Source organism: Streptomyces sp. NPDC002324, assembly GCF_053593335.1.
Map to the genome: position 1 here is coordinate 1 of NZ_JBSFCF010000055.1, position 19,685 is coordinate 19,685.

The 19,685-nt window shown below is 73.0% G+C and carries 18 protein-coding genes; 11 read left to right on the plus strand and 7 right to left on the minus strand.

From position 1 onward, the window contains the following. Positions 1–71: 71 nt before the first annotated feature. The gene (locus tag ACWCRJ_RS40870; RefSeq protein WP_450944046.1) at positions 72–803 is read right to left on the minus strand and encodes a glycoside hydrolase family 75 protein; all 732 of its coding nucleotides are present in this window, start codon (positions 801–803) and stop codon (positions 72–74) included. 425 nt (positions 804–1,228) lie between these two features. Between ACWCRJ_RS40870 and ACWCRJ_RS40875 the strand changes: the two genes are divergently transcribed. Both ACWCRJ_RS40875 and ACWCRJ_RS40880 read left to right on the plus strand, forming a co-directional pair. Further along, on the plus strand, positions 1,229–2,209 hold the full coding sequence (locus ACWCRJ_RS40875; RefSeq protein WP_450944047.1) for a fibronectin type III domain-containing protein: 981 nt from the start codon (positions 1,229–1,231) through the stop codon (positions 2,207–2,209). Positions 2,210–2,394: 185 nt separating this feature from the next. Continuing rightward, the gene (locus ACWCRJ_RS40880) at positions 2,395–2,931 is read left to right on the plus strand and encodes a hypothetical protein (protein ID WP_450944048.1); all 537 of its coding nucleotides are present in this window, start codon (positions 2,395–2,397) and stop codon (positions 2,929–2,931) included. Positions 2,932–2,946: 15 nt separating this feature from the next. On the opposite strand, the gene ACWCRJ_RS40885 is transcribed toward ACWCRJ_RS40880, so the two are convergent. The 4 genes from ACWCRJ_RS40885 to ACWCRJ_RS40900 all read right to left on the minus strand — a co-directional run bounded on the left by ACWCRJ_RS40885 (position 2,947) and on the right by ACWCRJ_RS40900 (position 7,611). Continuing rightward, positions 2,947–3,510 (minus strand): PadR family transcriptional regulator, encoded by a 564-nt coding sequence (locus ACWCRJ_RS40885; protein ID WP_450944049.1) that lies wholly within the window; start codon positions 3,508–3,510, stop codon positions 2,947–2,949. Positions 3,511–3,570: 60 nt separating this feature from the next. Continuing rightward, positions 3,571–5,592 (minus strand): oxidoreductase, encoded by a 2,022-nt coding sequence (locus tag ACWCRJ_RS40890; protein ID WP_450944050.1) that lies wholly within the window; start codon positions 5,590–5,592, stop codon positions 3,571–3,573. 129 nt (positions 5,593–5,721) lie between these two features. Next, complete coding sequence (locus ACWCRJ_RS40895) at positions 5,722–6,498, minus strand: putative protein N(5)-glutamine methyltransferase (RefSeq protein WP_450944051.1); 777 nt, start codon at positions 6,496–6,498, stop codon at positions 5,722–5,724. Positions 6,499–6,864: 366 nt separating this feature from the next. Further along, entirely contained in the window at positions 6,865–7,611 is a 747-nt protein-coding gene (locus ACWCRJ_RS40900) for a GNAT family N-acetyltransferase (protein ID WP_450944052.1), read from the minus strand. A gap of 233 nt (positions 7,612–7,844) precedes the next feature. On the opposite strand from ACWCRJ_RS40900, the gene ACWCRJ_RS40905 reads away from it, so the two are divergent. The 7 genes from ACWCRJ_RS40905 (at position 7,845) to ACWCRJ_RS40935 (ending at position 13,670) form a co-directional block, all read left to right on the plus strand. Continuing rightward, a complete protein-coding gene (locus tag ACWCRJ_RS40905; protein WP_450944053.1) occupies positions 7,845–8,450 on the plus strand; it encodes a sulfite oxidase-like oxidoreductase in 606 nt (201 codons plus the stop codon). Further along, positions 8,443–9,237, plus strand: coding sequence for a ferredoxin reductase (locus ACWCRJ_RS40910; protein WP_450944054.1), 795 nt, complete (start codon positions 8,443–8,445; stop codon positions 9,235–9,237). The genes ACWCRJ_RS40905 and ACWCRJ_RS40910 overlap by 8 nt, the downstream gene beginning before the upstream one ends. Before the next feature lie 351 nt (positions 9,238–9,588). After that, positions 9,589–10,173, plus strand: a complete 585-nt coding sequence (locus ACWCRJ_RS40915) for an Rv1733c family protein (protein ID WP_450944055.1) — start codon at positions 9,589–9,591, stop codon at positions 10,171–10,173. A 114-nt stretch (positions 10,174–10,287) separates the two neighbouring features. Then, positions 10,288–10,473 (plus strand): hypothetical protein, encoded by a 186-nt coding sequence (locus ACWCRJ_RS40920; protein ID WP_450944056.1) that lies wholly within the window; start codon positions 10,288–10,290, stop codon positions 10,471–10,473. Between the two features lie 526 nt (positions 10,474–10,999). Continuing rightward, positions 11,000–11,968, plus strand: coding sequence for an acetylxylan esterase (locus tag ACWCRJ_RS40925; protein WP_450944057.1), 969 nt, complete (start codon positions 11,000–11,002; stop codon positions 11,966–11,968). A gap of 14 nt (positions 11,969–11,982) precedes the next feature. Next, positions 11,983–12,402: a nuclear transport factor 2 family protein gene (locus tag ACWCRJ_RS40930; protein ID WP_450944058.1), complete on the plus strand. Its 420-nt coding sequence runs from the start codon at positions 11,983–11,985 to the stop codon at positions 12,400–12,402. A gap of 107 nt (positions 12,403–12,509) precedes the next feature. Continuing rightward, the gene (locus ACWCRJ_RS40935; RefSeq protein ID WP_450944059.1) at positions 12,510–13,670 is read left to right on the plus strand and encodes a serine hydrolase domain-containing protein; all 1,161 of its coding nucleotides are present in this window, start codon (positions 12,510–12,512) and stop codon (positions 13,668–13,670) included. Between the two features lie 116 nt (positions 13,671–13,786). Here ACWCRJ_RS40935 and ACWCRJ_RS40940 read toward each other — a convergent pair whose 3' ends face one another. Continuing rightward, positions 13,787–14,545, minus strand: a complete 759-nt coding sequence (locus ACWCRJ_RS40940; RefSeq protein ID WP_450944060.1) for a class I SAM-dependent methyltransferase — start codon at positions 14,543–14,545, stop codon at positions 13,787–13,789. Positions 14,546–14,609: 64 nt separating this feature from the next. On the opposite strand from ACWCRJ_RS40940, the gene ACWCRJ_RS40945 reads away from it, so the two are divergent. Then, on the plus strand, positions 14,610–16,193 hold the full coding sequence (locus tag ACWCRJ_RS40945; RefSeq protein WP_450944061.1) for an alpha-amylase family glycosyl hydrolase: 1,584 nt from the start codon (positions 14,610–14,612) through the stop codon (positions 16,191–16,193). 61 nt (positions 16,194–16,254) lie between these two features. Here ACWCRJ_RS40945 and ACWCRJ_RS40950 read toward each other — a convergent pair whose 3' ends face one another. Then, positions 16,255–18,153 (minus strand): sulfatase, encoded by a 1,899-nt coding sequence (locus tag ACWCRJ_RS40950; RefSeq protein WP_450944062.1) that lies wholly within the window; start codon positions 18,151–18,153, stop codon positions 16,255–16,257. 367 nt (positions 18,154–18,520) lie between these two features. Between ACWCRJ_RS40950 and rho the strand changes: the two genes are divergently transcribed. After that, on the plus strand, positions 18,521–19,663 hold the full coding sequence (gene rho / locus ACWCRJ_RS40955; RefSeq protein WP_450944063.1) for a transcription termination factor Rho: 1,143 nt from the start codon (positions 18,521–18,523) through the stop codon (positions 19,661–19,663). Positions 19,664–19,685 lie beyond the last annotated feature (22 nt).

Consider the following 19,685-nt stretch of genomic DNA (forward strand, 5'->3'; position numbering starts at 1 on the left):
CTCCCCGTGTTGGTGGTGGGGTGGGGGGGGGCGCCGCGGGCCGCGCGCCCCCCCCCCCCCCCCCGTCCGGGTCAGCCCGCCACTCCGCCGCGCATCGCCGCGCCCCTGCGCATCGCCGGACCTCCCACCCACTTCCGCGCCAGCGCCTCCCCCAGTCGCACCGCGGCGTCGTGGTTCTCGATCGGGGTCACCCGGGAGTCCTCGAAGACGATGTAGGTGACACCTGACGCGGTGCCGCCGCTGCGCGGGTCGGGACGGATGCCGAGGGCCTCGGCCGTGGCGTACGAGGCCTCGCCGATGATGTTCTGGGGGCCGGTGTCGCCGACGACGGCGTACTGGACACGGTCCTTGTACACGACGGCGGCCACCGAACCACCCCTGATGCCGTGGACCCGGTGGTCCCAGAGGCGGCTGGCGACGGGGACGACGATGAACGGCAGGCTCTCGGAGCGCAGGTACCGGCCGTCGGACTGCAGGAACGACGTGGCGGGCTGGAACCACGGGTCGGTGGCGCTGTTGCAGTGCGTGCTCGGCCGGCCGTCGCAGTCGATGTCCATGTCGGCCTTCCAGAACACCGCGCCGTCGACACCGCAGACCGGGATGTCGGCGGGGGTGCCCGCGTCGCTCCTGTACAGCCCCTCGGACACCCGGACACAGCCACGCGCCTTGGCCAGCAGGGCGGCGGCGGTCACCCCGCCCTCCCGGTGGTGCACCGGGCGCTGCGGGTGGGCCAGGGCGGGCAGGGCGACCGGGGCCAGCAGGGCGGCGCCGACGGCGGCCAGCGTCAACGACCGGACTCGCACGATGAGGACCCTCTCCTGGGGGACATGACGAACACCCACCCCAAGGTGGTGGGGGTCGGAGAGGACGGCCACCGGGAGGGGGCCGGACGGATCACGGCACGCCGCGCGACGGGTGCGCGGCCGAGGGCCGGGCCCGACTCGGCCCCGGCCGCTCGGCCGCTCTCGTCGGCGCGGGATCGGCGACGACAGCGGCCCGCGCCGTACGACGCGAACAGGCCCGGAAATCAGGCGAGTTCACGCCGTGTCAGGACACCAGCATACGTATCCGTCCGCCGTGCCGCGCACCGCGTCGCCGTCGGGGCCGAGCACCCGCGCGACGCGGACCGCTCCGCACCCAACCCTTGATGTGACCGCGTCAGTCATGCCATACATGGAGTCAGGTACAGACCAATCTCGTCCGGCTCGACGACCGAGGGGGCAGGATCGTGCGACGCGTTCCCGTGCCGGCACTCGCCCTGGTGCCGCTGGTCTGCGGCTCGCTGCTCCTCATGTCCGGCTGCGCGCTCGAGGAGACTCCCGGCCGCCGGCCGCCGCCGGCCCCGCCCGGCGTCACCGCCGAGGCGGGCAGCGCCACCAGCGTGCACGTCATGTGGAACCGGGCGTCCGGCGGCCCGCGGATCGCCGGGTACGCGGTGTACCGGGGCCGCACGAAGATGAAGGACGTGCCGGGCGGCGAGCACATGGCCGACATCACCCGGCTCCGCCCCGCCACCACCTACGTGTTCACGGTCCGCGCCCGCGATGCCGCCGGGGACCTCGGGCCGCCCAGCACACAGGTCCGGGCCACGACTCCCGCCGCCGGGACGGGGGACCGCCGGGCCCCCACCCGTCCCGGGCGCCCGGACGGCAGGACGGTCGGGAGCAGGGCGGTACAGCTGTCCTGGGGGCCCTCGACGGACGACCGTGACGTGGCGTCGTACGACATCCTCCAGGGCGGTTCGAAGATCCACAGCGTGGGCGGGCAGCAGACGGCGGCCGTGGTCACGGGGTTGCGGCCCGGCACCCGCTACTCCTTCGCCGTGCGCGCCCGGGACGCGGCGGACAACGTCTCTCCCGTGAGCCCGGCCATACGCCTCACCACCTCGCCGGGGGCGGACGACGGGCGGGGCACCGCGCCCACCGGGTTCCGCGCCGGCATCCGCCGGGTCGACGGGGCGTACTCCATCGAGCTGTCCTGGCGGCCGCCGCGCGCCGACGGGGTGATCACGGAGTACGAGATCCAGCTCGACGGACGCCCGGCGACCACGCTCGTCTGGGGCGGGACCCCGCCCCGCGACCGGGCCACCCACAGCTTCTACGCGGGCCGGGAGTCCGGGGTGTCCTACCGGGTGCGGATCCGCGCGAAGCTCCCGGACGGGACCTGGGGCGGATTCTCACCGGAACGGACGGTGACCACCGGCGGGTGAGCCGGGGCGGTCGCGGCGGGGCGTGTGCGCCGGGTCCCCCGTACGGCGCAACGCGTCACCTGCCCGGGGGCCGCCGGCGTGCGGACCGGGCGGACGGCACGTTGGCTCACCCTGAGGCAGCACGGGTCTCCCGATCCTCGGCGGCGCACGGGACGTGCCGCCACCGTGCCGCTGGAGGGCAGACCATGCGTACGTCCCAGCTACTCCTCCGCTTCGGCCCGACCGCGGCCGCCGCCGTGCTGCCGATCGCCCTGACCACGCCGTCGGCCGCCGCCGCCCCCACGGGCATCTCGGTGAGCACCACGGGTTCCTCGGTCACCGTCACCACAGACGACTGCCCCAACAGCACCAACGGCACGTTCGGCACCGCCTCGCTGCTCTCCAGCGGGCAGGCGAACTTCTCCCAGGGGCGGCAGGCGACCCTCACCGGCACGAGCGCCAACCAGTCCGCCTCCTGGGCGAACGTGGGCCCGGGCACCTACACCGTGATCGGGGTGTGCAAGGACGGGACCACGGCGGGGACCCAGTCCGTCATCGTCACGGCCGCCACCCCCACCATCGCCTCGACGGCCTCGCCCGCGCGGGGCGTCATGGGCGGCGTCGGCGGAGCCACCCGGGAGTACGGCACCGTCACCCTCGTCGGCGGCGGGGCGCTGGTGGCCCTGGGCACGGGCGCGGCCGTCTGGTACCTGCGCCGCCGGGCCAAGCCGCACCGCCTCTGACCGCCGGGCGGGTCCTCACCCCTCGCCGCCGTCGCCGTCGGCTTCCGGAAGGGTCTCGAACTCCTGCAGGGCGTCGGTCAGCCACTGGGTCCAGAAGGTCTGCAGGTCGATGCCCGCCCGCAGGATCAGATGCTGGAGCCGGTCCTGGGTCGTGTCCCGGCCGGGCCCGAAGTCCCGCTTCTCGATCGTCTCGTACTCCGCCAACTGCCTCTGATGCAGGGCGAGATGACGCCGCAGATCGTCCGCGAGACCTGCCGTGCCGACCACGGCCGCCGCGCGCAGCCGGACGAAGAGCGCGTCACGCCACGGCTTGGGGTCCTGGGGTGCGGCGGTCCAGCGGGCCAGCTCCTCACGGCCGGCAGGCAGGACCTCGTAGCTCTTCTTCTGCCCTCGGGCGGGACGCTCGGAGGGCAGGGCCCGGATGTGGCCCACGCCCTCCAGCCGTCCCAGCTCGCGATAGATCTGCTGGTGCGTCGCCGACCAGAAGTAGCCGATCGACCGGTCGAACCGCCGGGTCAGCTCAAGGCCCGACGACGGCTTCTCTAGCAGGGCGGTGAGGATCGCGTGCGGGAGTGACATGGGCTCATCCTAGGAAGGGCCGCAGAGCACGACCGCCGCACGCGTCCCGCGGCCGGCCGGCTACAGCGCCGCCGCCACCTCCGTCCCCTGCTGGATCGCCCGCTTGGCGTCCAGTTCGGCCGCCACGTCCGCGCCGCCGATGAGGTGTGCGGAGCGCCCGGCCGCCACCAGGTCGTCGTACAGGTCGCGGCGCGGGTCCTGGCCGGTGCACAGGACGACCGTGTCGACCTCCAGCACCTGGCGGACGCCGCCGACGGTGACGTGCAGACCGGCGTCGTCGATCAGGTCGTACTGGACGCCGGGGACCATGGTGACGCCGCGGTGCTTCAGCTCGGTGCGGTGGATCCAGCCGGTGGTCTTGCCGAGACCGGCGCCGACCTTGGAGGTCTTGCGCTGCAGGAGGTGCACCGAGCGCGGCGGGACGGGCCGCTCGGGCGCGGCGAGGCCGCCGGGGGTGCTGTAGTCCATGTCGACGCCCCACTGCCGGAAGTAGGCGGCCGGGTCCTCGCTGGTCTTCTCCCCGCCGTCGGTCAGGTACTCGGCGACGTCGAAGCCGATGCCGCCGGCGCCGAGGATCGCGACCCGGTCGCCCACGGCGGCGCCGTCGCGCAGGACGTCGAGGTAGCCGACGACCTTGGGGTGGTCGACGCCGGGAAGTTCGGGCGTGCGCGGGGTGACACCGGTGGCGACGACGACCTCGTCGTACGCCGTCGCCGTGAGGTCGTCGGCCGAGACCCGGGTGTTCAGGCGTACGTCGACTCCGTGCGCGTCGAGCCGGTTGCGGAAGTAGCGCAGGGTCTCGTCGAACTCCTGCTTGCCGGGGACCTTGCGGGCCACGTTGAGCTGGCCGCCGATCTCGCTCGCGGCGTCGAACAGCGTGACCGCGTGGCCGCGTTCGGCCGCGCTCACGGCGCAGGCGAGGCCGGCCGGGCCCGCCCCGACGACGGCGACCCGCTTGCGCGACCGGGTCGGGGAGAGGACGAGTTCCGTCTCGTGGCAGGCGCGCGGGTTGACCAGGCAGGAGGTGATCTTCCCGCTGAAGGTGTGGTCGAGGCAGGCCTGGTTGCAGCCGATGCAGGTGTTGATGGCGTCTGCGCGGCCCTCACGGGCCTTGACGACGAAGTCGGGGTCGGCGAGCATCGGGCGGGCCATGGACACCATGTCGGCGTGGCCGTCGGCGAGCAACTCCTCGGCCAGTTCCGGGGTGTTGATGCGGTTGGTGGTGACGAGCGGGACGGAGACCTCACCCATCAGCTTCTTCGTCACCCAGGTGTACGCGCCGCGCGGCACCGAGGTCGCGATGGTGGGGATACGGGCCTCGTGCCACCCGATGCCGGTGTTGATGATGGTCGCCCCGGCCGCCTCGACGGCCTTCGCCAGCGTGACCACCTCCTCGAAGCTGGAGCCGCCGGGGACGAGGTCGAGCATCGACAGCCGGTAGACGACGATGAAGTCCTCGCCGACCGCCTCGCGCACCCGGCGCACGATCTCGACGGGGAAGCGCATCCGGTTCTCGTAGGAGCCGCCCCAGCGGTCGTCGCGGTGGTTGGTCCCGGCGGCGATGAACTCGTTGATCAGATAGCCCTCGGAGCCCATGATCTCGACGCCGTCGTACCCGGCCCGGCGGGCGAGGCGGGCCGCGTTCGCGTAGTCGTCGATCGTCTGCTCGACCTCGGCGTCCGTGAGCGCGTGCGGGACGAACGGGCTGATCGGGGCCTGCAGAGCGCTCGGGGCGACCAGGTCGCGGTGGTAGGCGTACCGCCCGAAGTGCAGGATCTGCATCGCGATCCGGCCGCCCTCACGGTGGACGGCGTCGGTGATCCGACGGTGCTCGTCCGCCTCGGCCTCGGTGGTGAGCTTGGCGCCTCCCTCGGCCGGCCGGCCGGCCTCGTTGGGTGCGATGCCGCCGGTGACGATGAGACCCACTCCCCCGCGGGCCCGGGCCGCGTAGAACTCCGCCATGCGCTCGAAGCCGCGCTCGGCCTCCTCCAGGCCCACGTGCATGGAGCCCATGAGGACGCGGTTGGGGAGCGTGGTGAAGCCCAGGTCGAGCGGGCTCAGCAGGTGCGGGTAACGGCTCATCGGGACCTCCGTGCGGGGCGTCGTCATCAAGGTTCTAGACGACGCCCCCTCGTTTATGCAACTAGTTGCACAACCGTTGAGGGGAAGGCCACATCCGGCGCGGGAGCCCTGGGTGGGCCCTCGGGTGCCTCAGGGTCCGGTGCCGAGCACCACATGGGCGTACATCTCCTCCGAGACGGCCGTGCGCGCGGTGAGGCCGGAGCGCCGGAAGGCGTCCAGGGCGAGCGGCGCCTGGCGTTCGCTCGTCTCGACGAGCAGACAGCCGCCCGGGGCGAGCCACTCGGAGGCCGCGCCGGCGACCCTGCGCAGGACGTCGAGGCCGTCCCTCCCGCCGTCCAGGGCGACGAGGGGTTCATGGTCGCGGGCCTCGCTCGGCAGGAACGGGACCTCGCCGGTCGGGACGTACGGGACGTTCGCCGCGAGGATGTCGACGCGGCCCCGCAGACGGTCGGGCAGTGCCGCGAAGAGATCGCCCTCGTGGGCGTGGCCGCCGTGCGGGGCGATGTTACGGCGGGCGCAGCGGACGGCCGCCGGGTCGATGTCGGCGGCGTGGAGTTCGGCGCCGTCGAGCGCGGCGGCCAGCGCGGCGCCCACCGCGCCGGAGCCGCAGCACAGGTCGACGACGACCGCGGCGCCGGGGACGGTGGCCAGAGCCTGCTCGACGAGGAACTCGGTGCGGCGGCGGGGGACGAACACGCCGGGTTCCACGATGATGCGCAGGCCCGCGAACTCGGCCCAGCCGAGGACGAGTTCGAGGGGCAGGCCCGCGACACGCCGGTCCACCATGGTGGCGGCCTCGTCCGGGGTGCGGGCGGTGGTGAGGATCAACTCCGCCTCGTCCTCGGCGAAGACGCAACCGGCGGCGCGAAGTGCCGTGACGACAGAGGAGGTGGAGAGAAGTGGCATGACAGCCGGGAGCCTTTCGGTGGGCCGAAGGGCGCTCCCGCGGTGGCCTATCGGCGAGGCACCGCGCCGCGTTGGGGTGAGAGCACCCGACCTGACACAGCGGTAATGGGTCCCACCTCCTCGTTCCACGTGCTGACTGGCCCGGCAACCCTACCCCATGGTCATGCCCGGCCTTCAAGGGCGCGGCCGGCTCCCCCGAGCCCCCGCCGAGCCCCACGAGGGCGCTTGGCGCGCGGGCCGGATGTTGCGGTGGGGCTCCGCGTTCCGGCCGCCGCCAAGGCTCCCGGCCAAGGTCCGGCTCCGGCTCCGGCTCCGGCTCCGGCTCCGGCTCCGGCTCCGGCTCCGGCTCCGGCTCCGGGGAGGTTGCTACACCCCGACCCGTTCCTCCCCCGCGTCGAGCGCCGGCACCCTGGCCGCCATGAAGCGGGTGGTGCGGCGCAGGCGGAAGCCGAGGGATTCGTAGAGGCGGATGGCAGTCGTGTTGGTCGCGGCGGTGTGGAGGAAGGGCGTTTCGCCGCGTTCGCGGATGCCGTGGGCGACGGCGAGGACCAGACGGGTGGCGAGGCCCGCGCCGCGGAAGGCCGGGTCGGTGCAGACCGCGCTGATCTCGGTCCAGCCCGGCGGGTGCAGCCGCTCGCCGGCCATCGCGACCAGCGCGCCCCCGCGACGGATGCCCAGGTAGGTGCCCATCTCGACGGTACGGGGCAGGAAGGGGCCCGGCTGGGTGCGCTCGACGAGGTCGAGCATCTCGGGCACGTCGGCGGGGCCGAGTCGTACGGCCTCGTCGTCCGGGGCGGCGGCGATCCCGTCGTCGACGAGCTGCACGCCCTCGAGATCGAAGGTCACGTCCCAGCCGGCCGGGAAGCCCCCGGTGTAGGCCGGGACCGGAACCTCGGCACCGGGGCCGGCCAGCGCCGCGAGGTCGGCCCAGTCGTCCGCGCCCGGGTCGTCGGGGAGGGCCAGCCACGGCGACACGTCGAGCGGATAGCGCAGCACCCGCCCGCGCCGCTCGGCGAAGTGGGCGTGCGGCCCGGTGAGGGAGGCGAGAGCGGGATTGTCGAGGACGTGGGGCACGTTGCCCGCACCCTTGCTGCCACTCGCGTACTCGGACATGCGCTCTCCGCTCTGCTTCGGACTGTTCTGATCTGCTGCGACCGGGGCACGCCGACGGCCGGATCCGCCGGCACCCTCCTCTTGCGGCAAGGAAGATCGCCGAGCCCCTATTCCCGGGCCGCCGGAGAGTTCATACGGCCGCAACGATCGCCGTCCGGCCCTCGGGCCGGAGCACGCGCCCCGGACACGTACGGTGGTACGACTCAGCATTCACCGTCGTCACGTGGGACCCCATGAACGTCACCCGAGGCTTCACCGGACGCCCCCGCGTCCACCATCCCGGACTGCCGCCCGGCCAGTACGACGCCGGCGACGACTGGCCCGTCCTGTCCGCCGAGGTCACTCCCGATCTCACTCCCGCCGACTGGACGTTCCGGATCGACGGTCTGGTGGCGCGGCCGCGCACCTGGGACTGGGACGAGGCCCACGCGCTGCCCGCCTCGCTGTACGAGGGCGACATCCACTGTGTGACGAGCTGGTCGAAGTTCGGGGTGCGGTTCGGGGGCGTCTCGCTGGACGCGTTCCTGGACGTGGCCGGACCCGACGCGGCCGCCACCCACGCGGTCGCGTACTCGCACAGCGGCTACACCACGAACCTCCCGCTCGCCGACCTCACCGGCGGGCGCGCCTGGATCGCCTGGGAGTACGACGGCAAGCCGCTGCCCGCCGAGCACGGCGGCCCGGCGCGGCTGCTGGTGCCGCACCTGTACTTCTGGAAGAGCGCCAAGTGGATCGCGGGTCTGCGGCTCCTCGACCACGACGAGCCCGGCTTCTGGGAGCAGAACGGCTACCACGCGCGGGGCAACCCGTGGGAGGAGCAGCGGTACTCCGGTGACTGAGACAGCGACGAACACGGCCGTCACCCCACCGCCGGGCCCGGCCTTCACACCGCCCACGCGGTTCGCGGTGCCGGGCCGGATCGCCGTGAGCACCCGGGCCGCGTCGCTCTGGCAGCGGGCGACGCTCATCGAGATCCGGCGGGAGACACCGACCGTGGCCACGTTCCGGTTCGAGGTACCCGGGTGGGCGGGGCATCTGCCGGGCCAGCACCTGATGCTGCGGCTGACCGCCGGGGACGGCTACACGGCGCAGCGTCACTACTCGCTGGCGTCACCACCGGACGACGGCGGGCACATCGAGCTGACCCTGGACCATGTCGAGGGCGGCGAGGTCTCCGGGTGGTTCCACACCGAGGCCCGGACGGGTGACGTGGTGGAGGTGCGCGGCCCGCTGAGCGGCTTCTTCGCCTGGCCCGGGGACCGGCCCGCGCTGCTGATCGGCGCGGGTTCCGGTGTGGTGCCGCTGATGTCGATGATCCGCCACCACCGGGCGCGCGGGCTCGACGTCCCGCTGCGGCTGCTGGTCTCCGCGCGCGGGCCCGGGGAGCTGATCTACGGGGCGGAGTACGGCGCGGAGACCACGGCCGTGTTCACGCGCCGGGCGCCGGAGGGAAGGCCGGTGGGACGGCTGTCGGCGGCCCATGTGGCCCCGCTGCTGGCCGAGCGGCCGGTGGGCGGCTGGGAGGCCTACGTGTGCGGCTCCAACGCGTTCGCCGAGCACGCCTCACGGCTCCTGGTCGAGGCCGGACAGCCCGTGGACCGCATCCGCATCGAACGGTTCGGCTGAGGCCTGAGGGCTGAGGGCTGGGAAAAGCCTCGGCCGAGGGTTGGGGGCTCGGCTGAGGACTGGGCGGCGCGGTACGCCAGACCTCCGGGGCGGCGCCACGAGCGCGCGTCCCCCTCGGGCCGCGCGTCGCCCGCGGCCGCTCCAGGCCGACGCTCCCGCCCGGCCGACGCGCATCCCGTCCGGCCTGACCGGGACCCCACCAGGGCCCTTTTCGAGGCCTCTGCCGGACCGCGCCTCCATGACTTCTGGCGCAAACCATGCCATCACGCCCTCTTTCGGGTACACCGGAAGTGCGGACCAGTCCAGACCGGGGTTCTCGTACACGAGGACCGGACCGGCGAGGAGGGCGAGATGCGAGGCCAGGTGTTCGGGTGGCGTTGGCGGGCCAATCCACTGCGCCGCCGCTCGGACGTCGTCGAGGCGTGGACGGTGTTGTGCGTCGTGCTGCTGCTCGCCCTCGGCGCCCCGGCCGCCGGGCTGACGGTGGGCCGGTGGGCCCACGCGGACGCGCGGGCGCACGCGACGGCCGAGCGGGCCGTCCTCGACCGCGTGAGTGCCGTGATCGCCGAGAAGGCCCCGGCCTCCGTGCCCTCGGCGCACGACGACAAGCAGCCCACGTTCTGGGTGCGGGCCCGCTGGACCGAGCCCGACGGCGGCTCCCGTACCGGTGAGGCCCGGGTACCGGCCGGCACCGAGCGCGGCGACCGCGCCGACGTCTGGCTGGACAAGGCGGGCCGCAGCGTCGAGCCGCCCCCGACCGACACGGCCGTCTGGCAGCACGCGCTGGCCATGGGGACCTGCGCCACCGGCGGTGTCGTCGGCGTCGTCCTGCTCGGGCACGCGCTCGTCCGCCGGGTCGCCACCCGGCATCGGCTGGCCGAATGGGAGCGGGAGTGGGCGAAGACGGGCCCCGACTGGGGACACCGCTGGGCCTGACACCGTTCCCGCCGCGTCAGCGGCCCGTGCGACCGGCGGTCGCCGACTGCGCGCTCGCTGTGTGCACCCTCCACCTGGTGCCCGACTGGTAGGCAGCATCGCGTCGATGACTTCGTGGGGGAACCCGGACCCACCACCCGCATGATGGTCGTGATCGTCATCGGCGCGATCGTGACGATCCACGCGGGGACGGCTGCAGGCCGGGCGCCACTGTCGTCCGGCGTCAAGGCCGTGCTGCTCGTCGCCGGTGTCAGCGTGGTCGCCGTCCTGGTGTCAGCGTGGTCGCCGTCCTGGTGTTGAACCGCTTCGACTGGAACGCGTCCTCAGCACGATGTTCGCCCTCCTCGCCGGGGCACCGACACCACCACGCTGGCGTTCCTGGTGTTCGCGATCGTCACCTCTGCCATCCTGCCGACCCTCCTCCACAGCCTGTTCCGGCGCGGGTCCACCGCCCGCGGCGCCCCGCTCAGCCCGTACGGCGGGCTGGTCGCGTCCGTGGTGCCGGTGCTCTTCTCGCCGGTCGTCCCCTCCGCCCCGGCCTCGGTCCGGCCTAGGGCCGACTTCGCGCGGTTCCCGCTGCAGAACCCGGGCATCGTCTCGATCCCGGCGGGCTTTCTGCTCGGCCGGCTCGGCTCCCTGCTCATCCCCCGGCAGGAGGAGAGCGCGTACGGGACTTCGAGGTCCCGGCCCTGGCCGGAGAGGATCGGAGGTGAGGGGACGCGGGGCCGTCGAGGCCGTCGAGGCCCGAAAAAAGGCCCTTGGCGACCCGCGGCGCCCCACGTACGGTGTGATCATCCGCACCTCAGAACTCAAAAGGTGGTCCTTCATGGCCCTGTTCGACCTGCCGTTGGACGAGCTCCGTGGTTATCGAAGCGCTTCGACCGAGCCCGAGGACTTCGACACCTTCTGGGCGAAGACGCTCCAGGAGGCCCGCGAGCACGACCTCGACGCCCGTTTCGAGCCGGTCGAGACCCACCTGAAGACGGTCGAGGTGTACGACGTCACCTACTCCGGGTTCGGCGGGCACCCGGTCAAGGGCTGGCTGGCCCTCCCGGCCGGCGCCGACGGACCACTGCCCACCGTCGTGGAGTTCATCGGCTACGGCGGTGGCCGCGGCCTGCCCCACACCCACCTCCTGTGGGCCTCGGCTGGCTACGCCCACTTCGTCATGGACACCCGGGGCCAGGGCAGCGCCTGGGGCGGTGGCGGCGACACCCCCGACCCGGTGGCCGGCGCCCCCGCCTTCCCCGGCTTCATGACCCGGGGCATCGACGCCCCCGAGAACTATTACTACCGCCGGGTCTACACCGACGCCGTCCGCGCGGTGGAGGCCGCCCGCTCGCATCCGCTGACCGACGCGGCGCGTACGGCCGTCGCCGGTTCCAGCCAGGGCGGCGGCATCTCCATCGCCGTCGGCGGACTCGTCCCCGACCTGGTCGCGGTCGCGCCCGACGTACCGTTCCTGTGCGACTTCCCGCGCTCCACGACGATCACCGACCGCGATCCGTACCGCGAGATCGGCAAGTACCTCAAGACCCACCGCGGCCGCACCGAACAGGTCGGACGCACCCTCGCCTACTTCGACGGCGTGCACTTCGCCGCACGCGGCCGGGCCGCCGCCCTGTTCTCGGCGGCCCTGGAGGACCAGACCTGCCCGCCGTCCACGGTCTTCGCCGCCTTCAACGCCTGGGCGGAGTCGAACAAGCGCATCGAGGTCTACGACTTCAACGACCACGAGGGCGGCGGCCCCTACCAGGAGGCGGTCAAGCTGCGCTGGCTGGCCGCGCGGCTCTGAGGAGGCGGGACATCATGGACACGGCGGAGGCCGCCGGGCGGTTCGTGGGTGTGTGGCAGCGGGCCTGGGCGGCACACGACGTCGAGGCGATCCTGGAGTTGTACGCGCCGGACTGCGTGCACCGGTCGATGCCCTTCCGGGAGCCGCACCGGGGCCGCGACGAACTCGCCGGGTACCTGCGCTGGTCCTTCACCGGTGAGCGGGTGGACGACGTGCGCTTCTCGGACCCGGTGATCGGCCGGGACGGTGTGGCCGTCGCCGAGTTCCGGGTGCTGTCCGAGGTCGACCAGGAGCCGCAGACCCTGGCGGGCTGCGTCTTCGTACGGTTCGACGCGGCCGGCCTCGCCGTGGAGACCCGGGACTACTGGCACCTGGTCCCGGACCGCACGGAGCCCGCCCGGCCCCTGTTCCTGTCCGGGGATCCACACCGGTAGGAGCGGTTCCGCCGCCCGGCTTCCCTGCTGTCCGACCAGTCGGTATGTTCAGGGAGGCCGGGCGGCCCTCGTCCCGGCGAACGACGGCCGGCGATGGAGGGGTTCATATGTCCGAGTCTCAGGTCCAAGGTCACTGCGAGGCACGGTTCGCGGCCGTGCGCGACGCCTTCGAGGAGAACTTCGGCGAGCGTGACGAGCTGGGGGCGGCGGTCACGGTGACGCTGGGCGGGGAGACCGTCGTGGACCTCTGGGGAGGCTGGGCCGACGCGGCGCGCAGCCGCCCCTGGGAGCGGGACACCGTGGTCAACGTGTGGTCGACGACCAAGGGCGCGACCGCGCTGTGCGCCCACATCCTCGCCGACCGGGGCCTGCTCGACCTGGACGCCCCGGTGGCCGTGTACTGGCCGGAGTTCGCGGCGGCCGGCAAGGAGGGCGTGCTGGTCCGGCATCTGTTGTCCCACCGCTCGGGGCTCGCCGGGCCACGTGAGCCGCTCTCGTTCGAGCAGCTCTGCGACTGGGAGCTGACGGTCAAGCGGCTCGCGGCCCAGGAGCCCTGGTGGGAGCCCGGCACGCAGTCCGGGTACCACGCGATGACGTTCGGCTTCCTCGTCGGCGAGGTGATCCGACGGGTGTCGGGGCTGCTGCCCGGCGCGTTCCTGGCGCGGGAGGTCACCGGGCCGCTCGGCATCGACTTCACGATCGGCCTGCCGGAGACGGAGGCGGCACGGGCGGCCGAGCCGGTGCATCCGCCGGCCGCGACGACCAGTGAACAGGCTGCGGTCTTCGCCCAGTTGACCCCCACGGCGCTGGCCGCCCTCGCCAACCCGCTGGTCGGAGCCACCGAGGCCAACACCCCCGCGTGGCGGGCCGCCGAGATCCCGGCCGCCAATGGCCACGGCTCCGCCCGGGCGGTCGCCGCGCTCTACGGGGTCCTCGCGATGCGCGGCACCTGGGGCGGCCGACAGGTGCTGTCGCCGGATGCGGCCGAGCGGGTCCGGGAAGGGCAGGGCGCCTGCCGTGACCTGGTGCTCGGGGCCGGGTTCGGCCGGGACACGGAGATCGGGCTCGGGCTGTGGCTGAGCGGCCCGCACGGCTCGTACGGGCCGAACCCGAGGGCTTACGGCCACGACGGCTACGGCGGCTCCTGCGGCCTCGCCGACCCGGAGGCCGGGGTCTCCCTCGGCTATGTCATGAACCGCATGGGCCCGCACATCGCCGACGACCCGCGCAAGATGGCGCTCGTCGAGGCGCTGTACAGCGCGCTGTGACCCGCCGGAGGCGGCAGGCCTGAGCCGAGAGACGCCCGTTGGCCCATGCCGCCGGGTCGACTCCTTCGGGCCGGGCGGCGGCTGCTGCTGCGCGGGCGGTCACTCCCTGCGGGTTGTCACCCCTTACGGGTGGCCACCACCATCCGGCAGCGCGGGCTGCCGTCGGCCCGGCGCCCGAACTCGGGCAGCGCGAACAACTCCACCTCGAAGCCGGTGCGTTGCAGCTCGTCCCGTACGACGCCGAGCCGGAACGGCCGGTAGTACATGACGAACGGTGGTCGCCAGAGCGCGTTGCGCACCCGCATCGCGGTGTCGAAGCCCAGTGCGGCCCAGTACCAGGGGGAGCGGGGCGGGGCGGGCGCCGGCAGCGGGAACGCGAAGCGTCCACCGGGGCGCAGCACCGAGTGCACTTCGGCGAACAGTCCCGGCAGCTCCTCCGGCAGGAAGTGCCCGAACGCGCCGAAACTGACGGCCAGGTCGAAGACCGGGCCGAAGGGCAGCGCCAGGGCGTCACCGCGCACCCAGGAGACGCGGGGCCCGCCGGAAGCGGGGCCGGCCGCGGAGCGGGCGGGTGCGGACCCCGTCCGCGCCCGCCCCACGGCCAGCATCCCCGCACTGATGTCGACGCCGGTGACACTCTCCCGGCACAGCTCGCGCAGCACCTCCATACCGGCCCCGGTGCCGCAGCAGAGGTCCAGGCCGTGTGCGAAGGGGCCCAGCGGCGACAGGGCCGCCTCGACCGCTTCCAGGACCGAGTCCGGCGTACGGAACGGGGTCTCGTCGAACTTGGGTGCGAGCAGGTCGTAGCCGTGTTCGACCGAGGAGAGCGCCTGAACGGCGAGTTCGCGGAGGCTGGGGCCTTGCGGGGTGAACATCACGTCAGCTTAGGCCCTGACTCGGGGCAGCGGCGGGCGTGTGCTCTCGCCTAAGGTCCGTGACATGACTTCGTTCCGTCCCGCCCCGACCTGGCTGGCCGACGCCGTCTTCTACCAGATCTATCCGCAGTCCTTCGCCGACTCCGACGGGGACGGCATCGGGGACTTCGCGGGGATCACCGCGCACCTCGACCATCTCTCCTGGCTGGGTGTCGACACCGTCTGGCTGAACCCCTGCTTCGTCTCGCCGTTCCGCGACGCCGGATACGACGTCGCCGACTATCTGAACGTCGCCCCGCGCTACGGCTCGAACGACGACCTGGCGACGCTCGTCGACGAGGCGGGCCGCCGGGGCATCCGGATCCTGCTGGACCTCGTCGCCGGCCACACCTCCGTCGACCACCCGTGGTTCCGGGCCGCCGCCGACGATCCGGACGACCACCGCTACATCTGGACGTCCGAGGGGCGTCCCGAAGGCTTCGTGCCCTCCCCCGGCAGCCGCCCGGGAGCCTATCTCCCCAACTTCTTCGACTCCCAGCCCGCCCTCAACTTCGGTTACGCGCGCGGGAATCCGGCCGAGCCGTGGCGGCTGCCGGTCGACGCCGACGGCCCGCGCGCCAACCGTCACGCCCTCCGCGCGATCATGGATCACTGGCTGAGCCTCGGCCTGGCCGGCTTCCGGGTGGACATGGCCGCCTCACTCGTCAAGGACGACCCGGACAGGGCCGAGACCTCCCGCCTCTGGACGGAGCTGCGGCACTGGCTGGACGCCGCCCACCCGGACGCCGTGCTGCTCGCCGAGTGGGGCGAGCCCGAGGTGTCGGTCCCGGCCGGCTTCCACGCCGATTTCTTCCTCCATTTCGGCGGCCCCACCGACGGCCTCGCCCTGCGCTCGCTGTGGAACAACGGCGAAGGCACGGTCCACGAGAACTGGGACCCGCTGGACTGCTTCTTCGACGCGAGCGGCCACGGCTCGCCGCGCCCCTTCGTCGAGGCATGGCAGCAGGCGAACGCGGCGGTCGGCCGCGCGGGCTCGATCTCCCTGCCCACCGCCAACCACGACTTCTCCCGTCTCAACTGCGGCCCCCGCGACGCCGAACAGCTCCCCGCCGCGTTCACCTTCCAGCTGACCTGGCCGGCACTCCCGGCGATCTACTACGGCGACGAGATCGGCATGCGCTACGTCCCGGGCCTGCCGGACAAGGAGGGCAGCGTCCTCGGCCCCCGCTACAACCGGGCGGGCTCCCGCACGCCCATGCAGTGGGACGGCACCCCGAACACGGGGTTCTCCACCGCCCCCGCCGACCGCCTCTATCTCCCTGTCGACCCCTCCCCCGACCGCCCGGACGTCGCCGCCCAGCGCGCCGACGACACCTCGCTCCTCCATCTCGTACGCCGCCTGATCGCCCTGCGCGGGCGCACCCCCGAGCTGGGCTCCGGCGGGTCGGTGGAGGTGCTGCACACGGGGTACCCGTTCGTGTACGTCCGGGGCGGCCGGTACCTGGTGGTCGTCAACCCGCAGCAGCACACGGCGAGTTGCCCGTACGAGTTCGCTGTCCACGCCCCCCTGGAGGCGCGGGGCGTGGAGGTCGCGGACGGCACGATCACCGCCCAGGGCTTCGGCTACGGCGTCTTCGAGCTTCGCTGACAGCCGCCGGAGCGGCTGCCCGGTCCCCCGTGCCGGGCAGCCGCACTCGTGGTGCGGACCTCTACGGCGCGGGCGCGCCGGCCGGCTCCGGCTCCTCGCCGTACGCGGTGAGGAAGCGGTCGCGGAAGGAGTCCATGCGCCAGACCGGGGCGTCGTCGCCGGGCCGCAGTCCGTCGGACCAGCCCCAGTCGTCGATCCTGTCGAGGACCTTCGGATCGTGGGCGACGATGGTGACCGGGACGTCATGACTCGCGCCGTCGCCGCTGACCCTCGCCATGGGCTGGTGGTCGCCGAGGAAGACCAGCACGGAGTTCTTGTCGCCGTACTTCTCGATGTACTGCAGGAGGCTGTGCAGCGAGTACTGGACGGACTTGCCGTACTCCTCCTTCACCTTGACGGGGTCGGTGAACACGTCGGCCGGGTCCTTGCCGGCCTTCTCGATGTCCTTGTAGACGGAGCCGTCACCGACCTCGTCCCAGCCGACCATCTTCGGCAGCGGCGCCCACGGCTGGTGGCTGGAGGTCAGGATGATCTCCGACATCAGCGGCTTGTCGCCCTTCTCCTTCTTGGCGGCCTCCAGGCGCTGAAACGCGGTGAGCGCGTACTGGTCGGGCATGGTCGACCAGCTGAACTTCGGCCCCCGGTAGCCGACATCACGGGAGTCGTAGACCTTGTCGAAGCCGTAGAAGTCGCCTTCCGGCCAGTTGTACCGGACGCCGGGCACCACCCCGACCGTCCGCCAGGCGCCTGTCCTGCCGAAGGCCCCGGGCAGGGTGAGGCGGTCGCCGGCGGTGACCGTGCGGTAGCGGCTCTGGTTGTCGATCCACAGGCCGGTGAGGAACGTGGAGTGGCCGAGCCAACTGCTGCCGCCGTACGTCGCGGAGGTCAGCCAGCCGCTCCTCGCCGCGAACCCGGCCTTGGTGAGCGCCTCGCCCTCCTCGTCGAGGGCGCCGTTCACGCCGGGTGCGATGGCCGGGTCCTGGAGGGCGGCGCGGCCGTAGCTCTCGATGAAGGCGATCATGACGTCCTTGCCGCGCAGCCCGGTCAGCAGCCGTTCGACGGGCACGTCGGCGAACTTGTCCTTCTTGACCTCCTCGGCGAACGCGGCCTCGTCCCGGAGAGTCTCCTGGACCCGGCCCCAACGGTCCTGCACGAACCCGATGGTGCTTCGGGAGGCGACCGCGGTGTTCTCGATGGGTGTCAGGCCGAGCGCGGCGCAGGTGATCCACACGGTCCCGGCGACGATGGTGCCTTTCGTGGCCCGGTCCCGGTCGCGCACCAGCAGGTTCGCGAGCCGCACCACCGCCAGCGCCATGACGACGAACAGCAGCAGCACGAGGGCCATCAGCCCGAGCACGGCGGCCCGCGCGCCCGTGGGACCGAGGGTGTCCTGTACGTACGACTCGGCGTCGTCGAGCAGACCCCAGTCAAGGATCACGTTGAAGCCGCGGCCGAGGAATTGGTTGAAGCCGATGTCCAGCGCCTTCACGACCACCAGTGCGGCCAGACCCACCCCGATGACCACCGCTCCCACCCGCCTCGGCCGGCGCGGCAGCACCATCAGCAGGGCGGCGGCGAGGATGGGCTCCACCGGTATGCGCAGGAACTGCCGCGCCTCGAAGTACTCGGCCTTGCCCGGCATGAGGAGCGCGAAGAACACCAGGGCGGCGGCCAGCGCGGTGACCGCCGAGGACAGACCGCGTGCGGCGAGCGGGTACCTCTCCCGGAACGCCGCGCGGTGCCTTCGCCACCGGCGCACCGGTCCGCCGGTCTTCGGCGGACCGTCGGCGGCGGGAGCGTCCGAGGGCGCCGGGTCGACCGCCGGGTCGACCGTGGGGTCGGCCGTGGGGTCGGCCGTGGGGTCGGCCGTGGGGTCAGCGGTCGACGGCCCGCTCGTCCCGTCCGTGTCGTCGGTGCTGTCCGTGTCGGGTGAGGGGCTGGAGCGCGTGAAGAGCGACACGCGACGTTCCTTCCGTGCGAAGACCGCTGGCGGTGCCCCCATGTGTACGAGGGCTCCGCGAGATCAGTTCACCGGCCACGGGTAAGCCATCGGTAAGGAACTCCCCGACGCGCGGCCACCGATGGTGGTACTCTGTCCTTGGCACACGTGTATCGCCTCCTCTGGGGCGCCGGTGCCGCTCTCTCAGATCCTGAGATCACTTCCGCTGAACCGCCCGTCGATTCCCGACGCCGTCAGCTTTCCCGCACCGCCCATGACACACGGTCCGCCTCTCACGCGTGGCCGCCAACGGCTCAGCCGTAACCCGGGTGTGTGCCCTCCCCCTCTCTCTCACGCGTCTCCCATGTCCTCGAAAGGACACCCACTCATGACCACCACCACACTCGAACGCACTTCCACCGACCCGCGGCCTCCCGCCCGGGTCACCGGCGTCCTGGAGATCGCTCAGGGCGGGCAGGGCCACCTGCGCGTCGACAGCGGACTGCCGGGCCCCGCCGACCCGCAGGTCCCCGCCGCGCTGATCCGCCGTCACGGGCTGCGCAGGGGCGACACCGTCGAGGGCGTACGCGACGGCCGGCGCGGCCTCACCGAGGTCGAACGGATCAACGGCCGTACGCCCGAGGAGCTGCGCCGCCGCCCGCACTTCCACGACCTCACCCCGCTGCACCCGCGCGAGCGGCTGCGGTTCGAGCACCCGGCGAGCGGACTGACGGGCCGTCTGGTCGACCTGGTGGCCCCCGTGGGCAAGGGGCAGCGGGGGCTGATCGTGGCCCCGCCCAGGACCGGCAAGACGGTACTGCTCCAGCAGGTGGCCGCCGCGATCGCCGCCAATCATCCGCAGGCCCGTCTGATGGTGGTGCTCCTCGACGAACGGCCCGAGGAGGTGACCGACATGCGGCGCTCCGTGCGGGGCGAGGTGTTCGCGTCGACGTTCGACCGGTCCCCCAAGCAGCACATCGCGCTCGCCGAACTGGTCGTGGAGCGCGCCAAGCGGCTCGTCGAGCAGGGCGAGGACGTCGTGATCCTGCTGGACTCGCTGACCCGGCTGTGCCGGGCGCACAACAACGCGGCCGCCGCCGGTGGGCGCACGCTCAGCGGTGGGGTCGACGCCGCCGCTCTGCACGGCCCCAAGCGGCTGTTCGGCGCCGCCCGGCTGACCGAGGAGGCCGGTTCCCTCACGATCCTGGCCACCGCCCTGGTGGAGACCGGGTCCCGCGCGGACGACTTCTTCTTCGAGGAGCTCAAGGGCACCGGCAACATGGAACTCCGTCTCGACCGCGCCCTGGCGGACCGGCGCGTCTTCCCCGCCGTCGACATCACCCCCTCCGGCACCCGCCGCGAGGAACTCCTGCTGACACCGGGGGAGTTGACGGCCCTGCGCGGGCTGCGGCGGGCCCTGCGCCCGCGCGAGGGGCAGGCGAACCTCGAAACCCTCCTGGAGCGGATGCGCGCCACCCCGGACAACGCGACCTTCCTGCGGCAGGTGCAGCCCACGCTGCCGGCGGCATGACATGAGGCATCCGGGTGCTCCG

Bases quoted from the DNA above. Each gene is read 5' to 3' on its own strand.
- ACWCRJ_RS40880 (WP_450944048.1), top strand. From the start codon at position 2,395: ATGCGTACGTCCCAGCTACTCCTCCGCTTCGGCCCGACCGCGGCCGCC.
- ACWCRJ_RS40885 (WP_450944049.1), bottom strand. From the start codon at position 3,510: ATGTCACTCCCGCACGCGATCCTCACCGCCCTGCTAGAGAAGCCGTCG.
- ACWCRJ_RS40890 (WP_450944050.1), bottom strand. From the start codon at position 5,592: ATGAGCCGTTACCCGCACCTGCTGAGCCCGCTCGACCTGGGCTTCACC.
- ACWCRJ_RS40895 (WP_450944051.1), bottom strand. From the start codon at position 6,498: ATGCCACTTCTCTCCACCTCCTCTGTCGTCACGGCACTTCGCGCCGCC.
- ACWCRJ_RS40900 (WP_450944052.1), bottom strand. From the start codon at position 7,611: ATGTCCGAGTACGCGAGTGGCAGCAAGGGTGCGGGCAACGTGCCCCAC.
- ACWCRJ_RS40905 (WP_450944053.1), top strand. From the start codon at position 7,845: ATGAACGTCACCCGAGGCTTCACCGGACGCCCCCGCGTCCACCATCCC.
- ACWCRJ_RS40915 (WP_450944055.1), top strand. From the start codon at position 9,589: ATGCGAGGCCAGGTGTTCGGGTGGCGTTGGCGGGCCAATCCACTGCGC.
- ACWCRJ_RS40925 (WP_450944057.1), top strand. From the start codon at position 11,000: ATGGCCCTGTTCGACCTGCCGTTGGACGAGCTCCGTGGTTATCGAAGC.
- ACWCRJ_RS40930 (WP_450944058.1), top strand. From the start codon at position 11,983: ATGGACACGGCGGAGGCCGCCGGGCGGTTCGTGGGTGTGTGGCAGCGG.
- ACWCRJ_RS40935 (WP_450944059.1), top strand. From the start codon at position 12,510: ATGTCCGAGTCTCAGGTCCAAGGTCACTGCGAGGCACGGTTCGCGGCC.
- ACWCRJ_RS40940 (WP_450944060.1), bottom strand. From the start codon at position 14,545: ATGTTCACCCCGCAAGGCCCCAGCCTCCGCGAACTCGCCGTTCAGGCG.
- ACWCRJ_RS40945 (WP_450944061.1), top strand. From the start codon at position 14,610: ATGACTTCGTTCCGTCCCGCCCCGACCTGGCTGGCCGACGCCGTCTTC.
- rho (WP_450944063.1), top strand. From the start codon at position 18,521: ATGACCACCACCACACTCGAACGCACTTCCACCGACCCGCGGCCTCCC.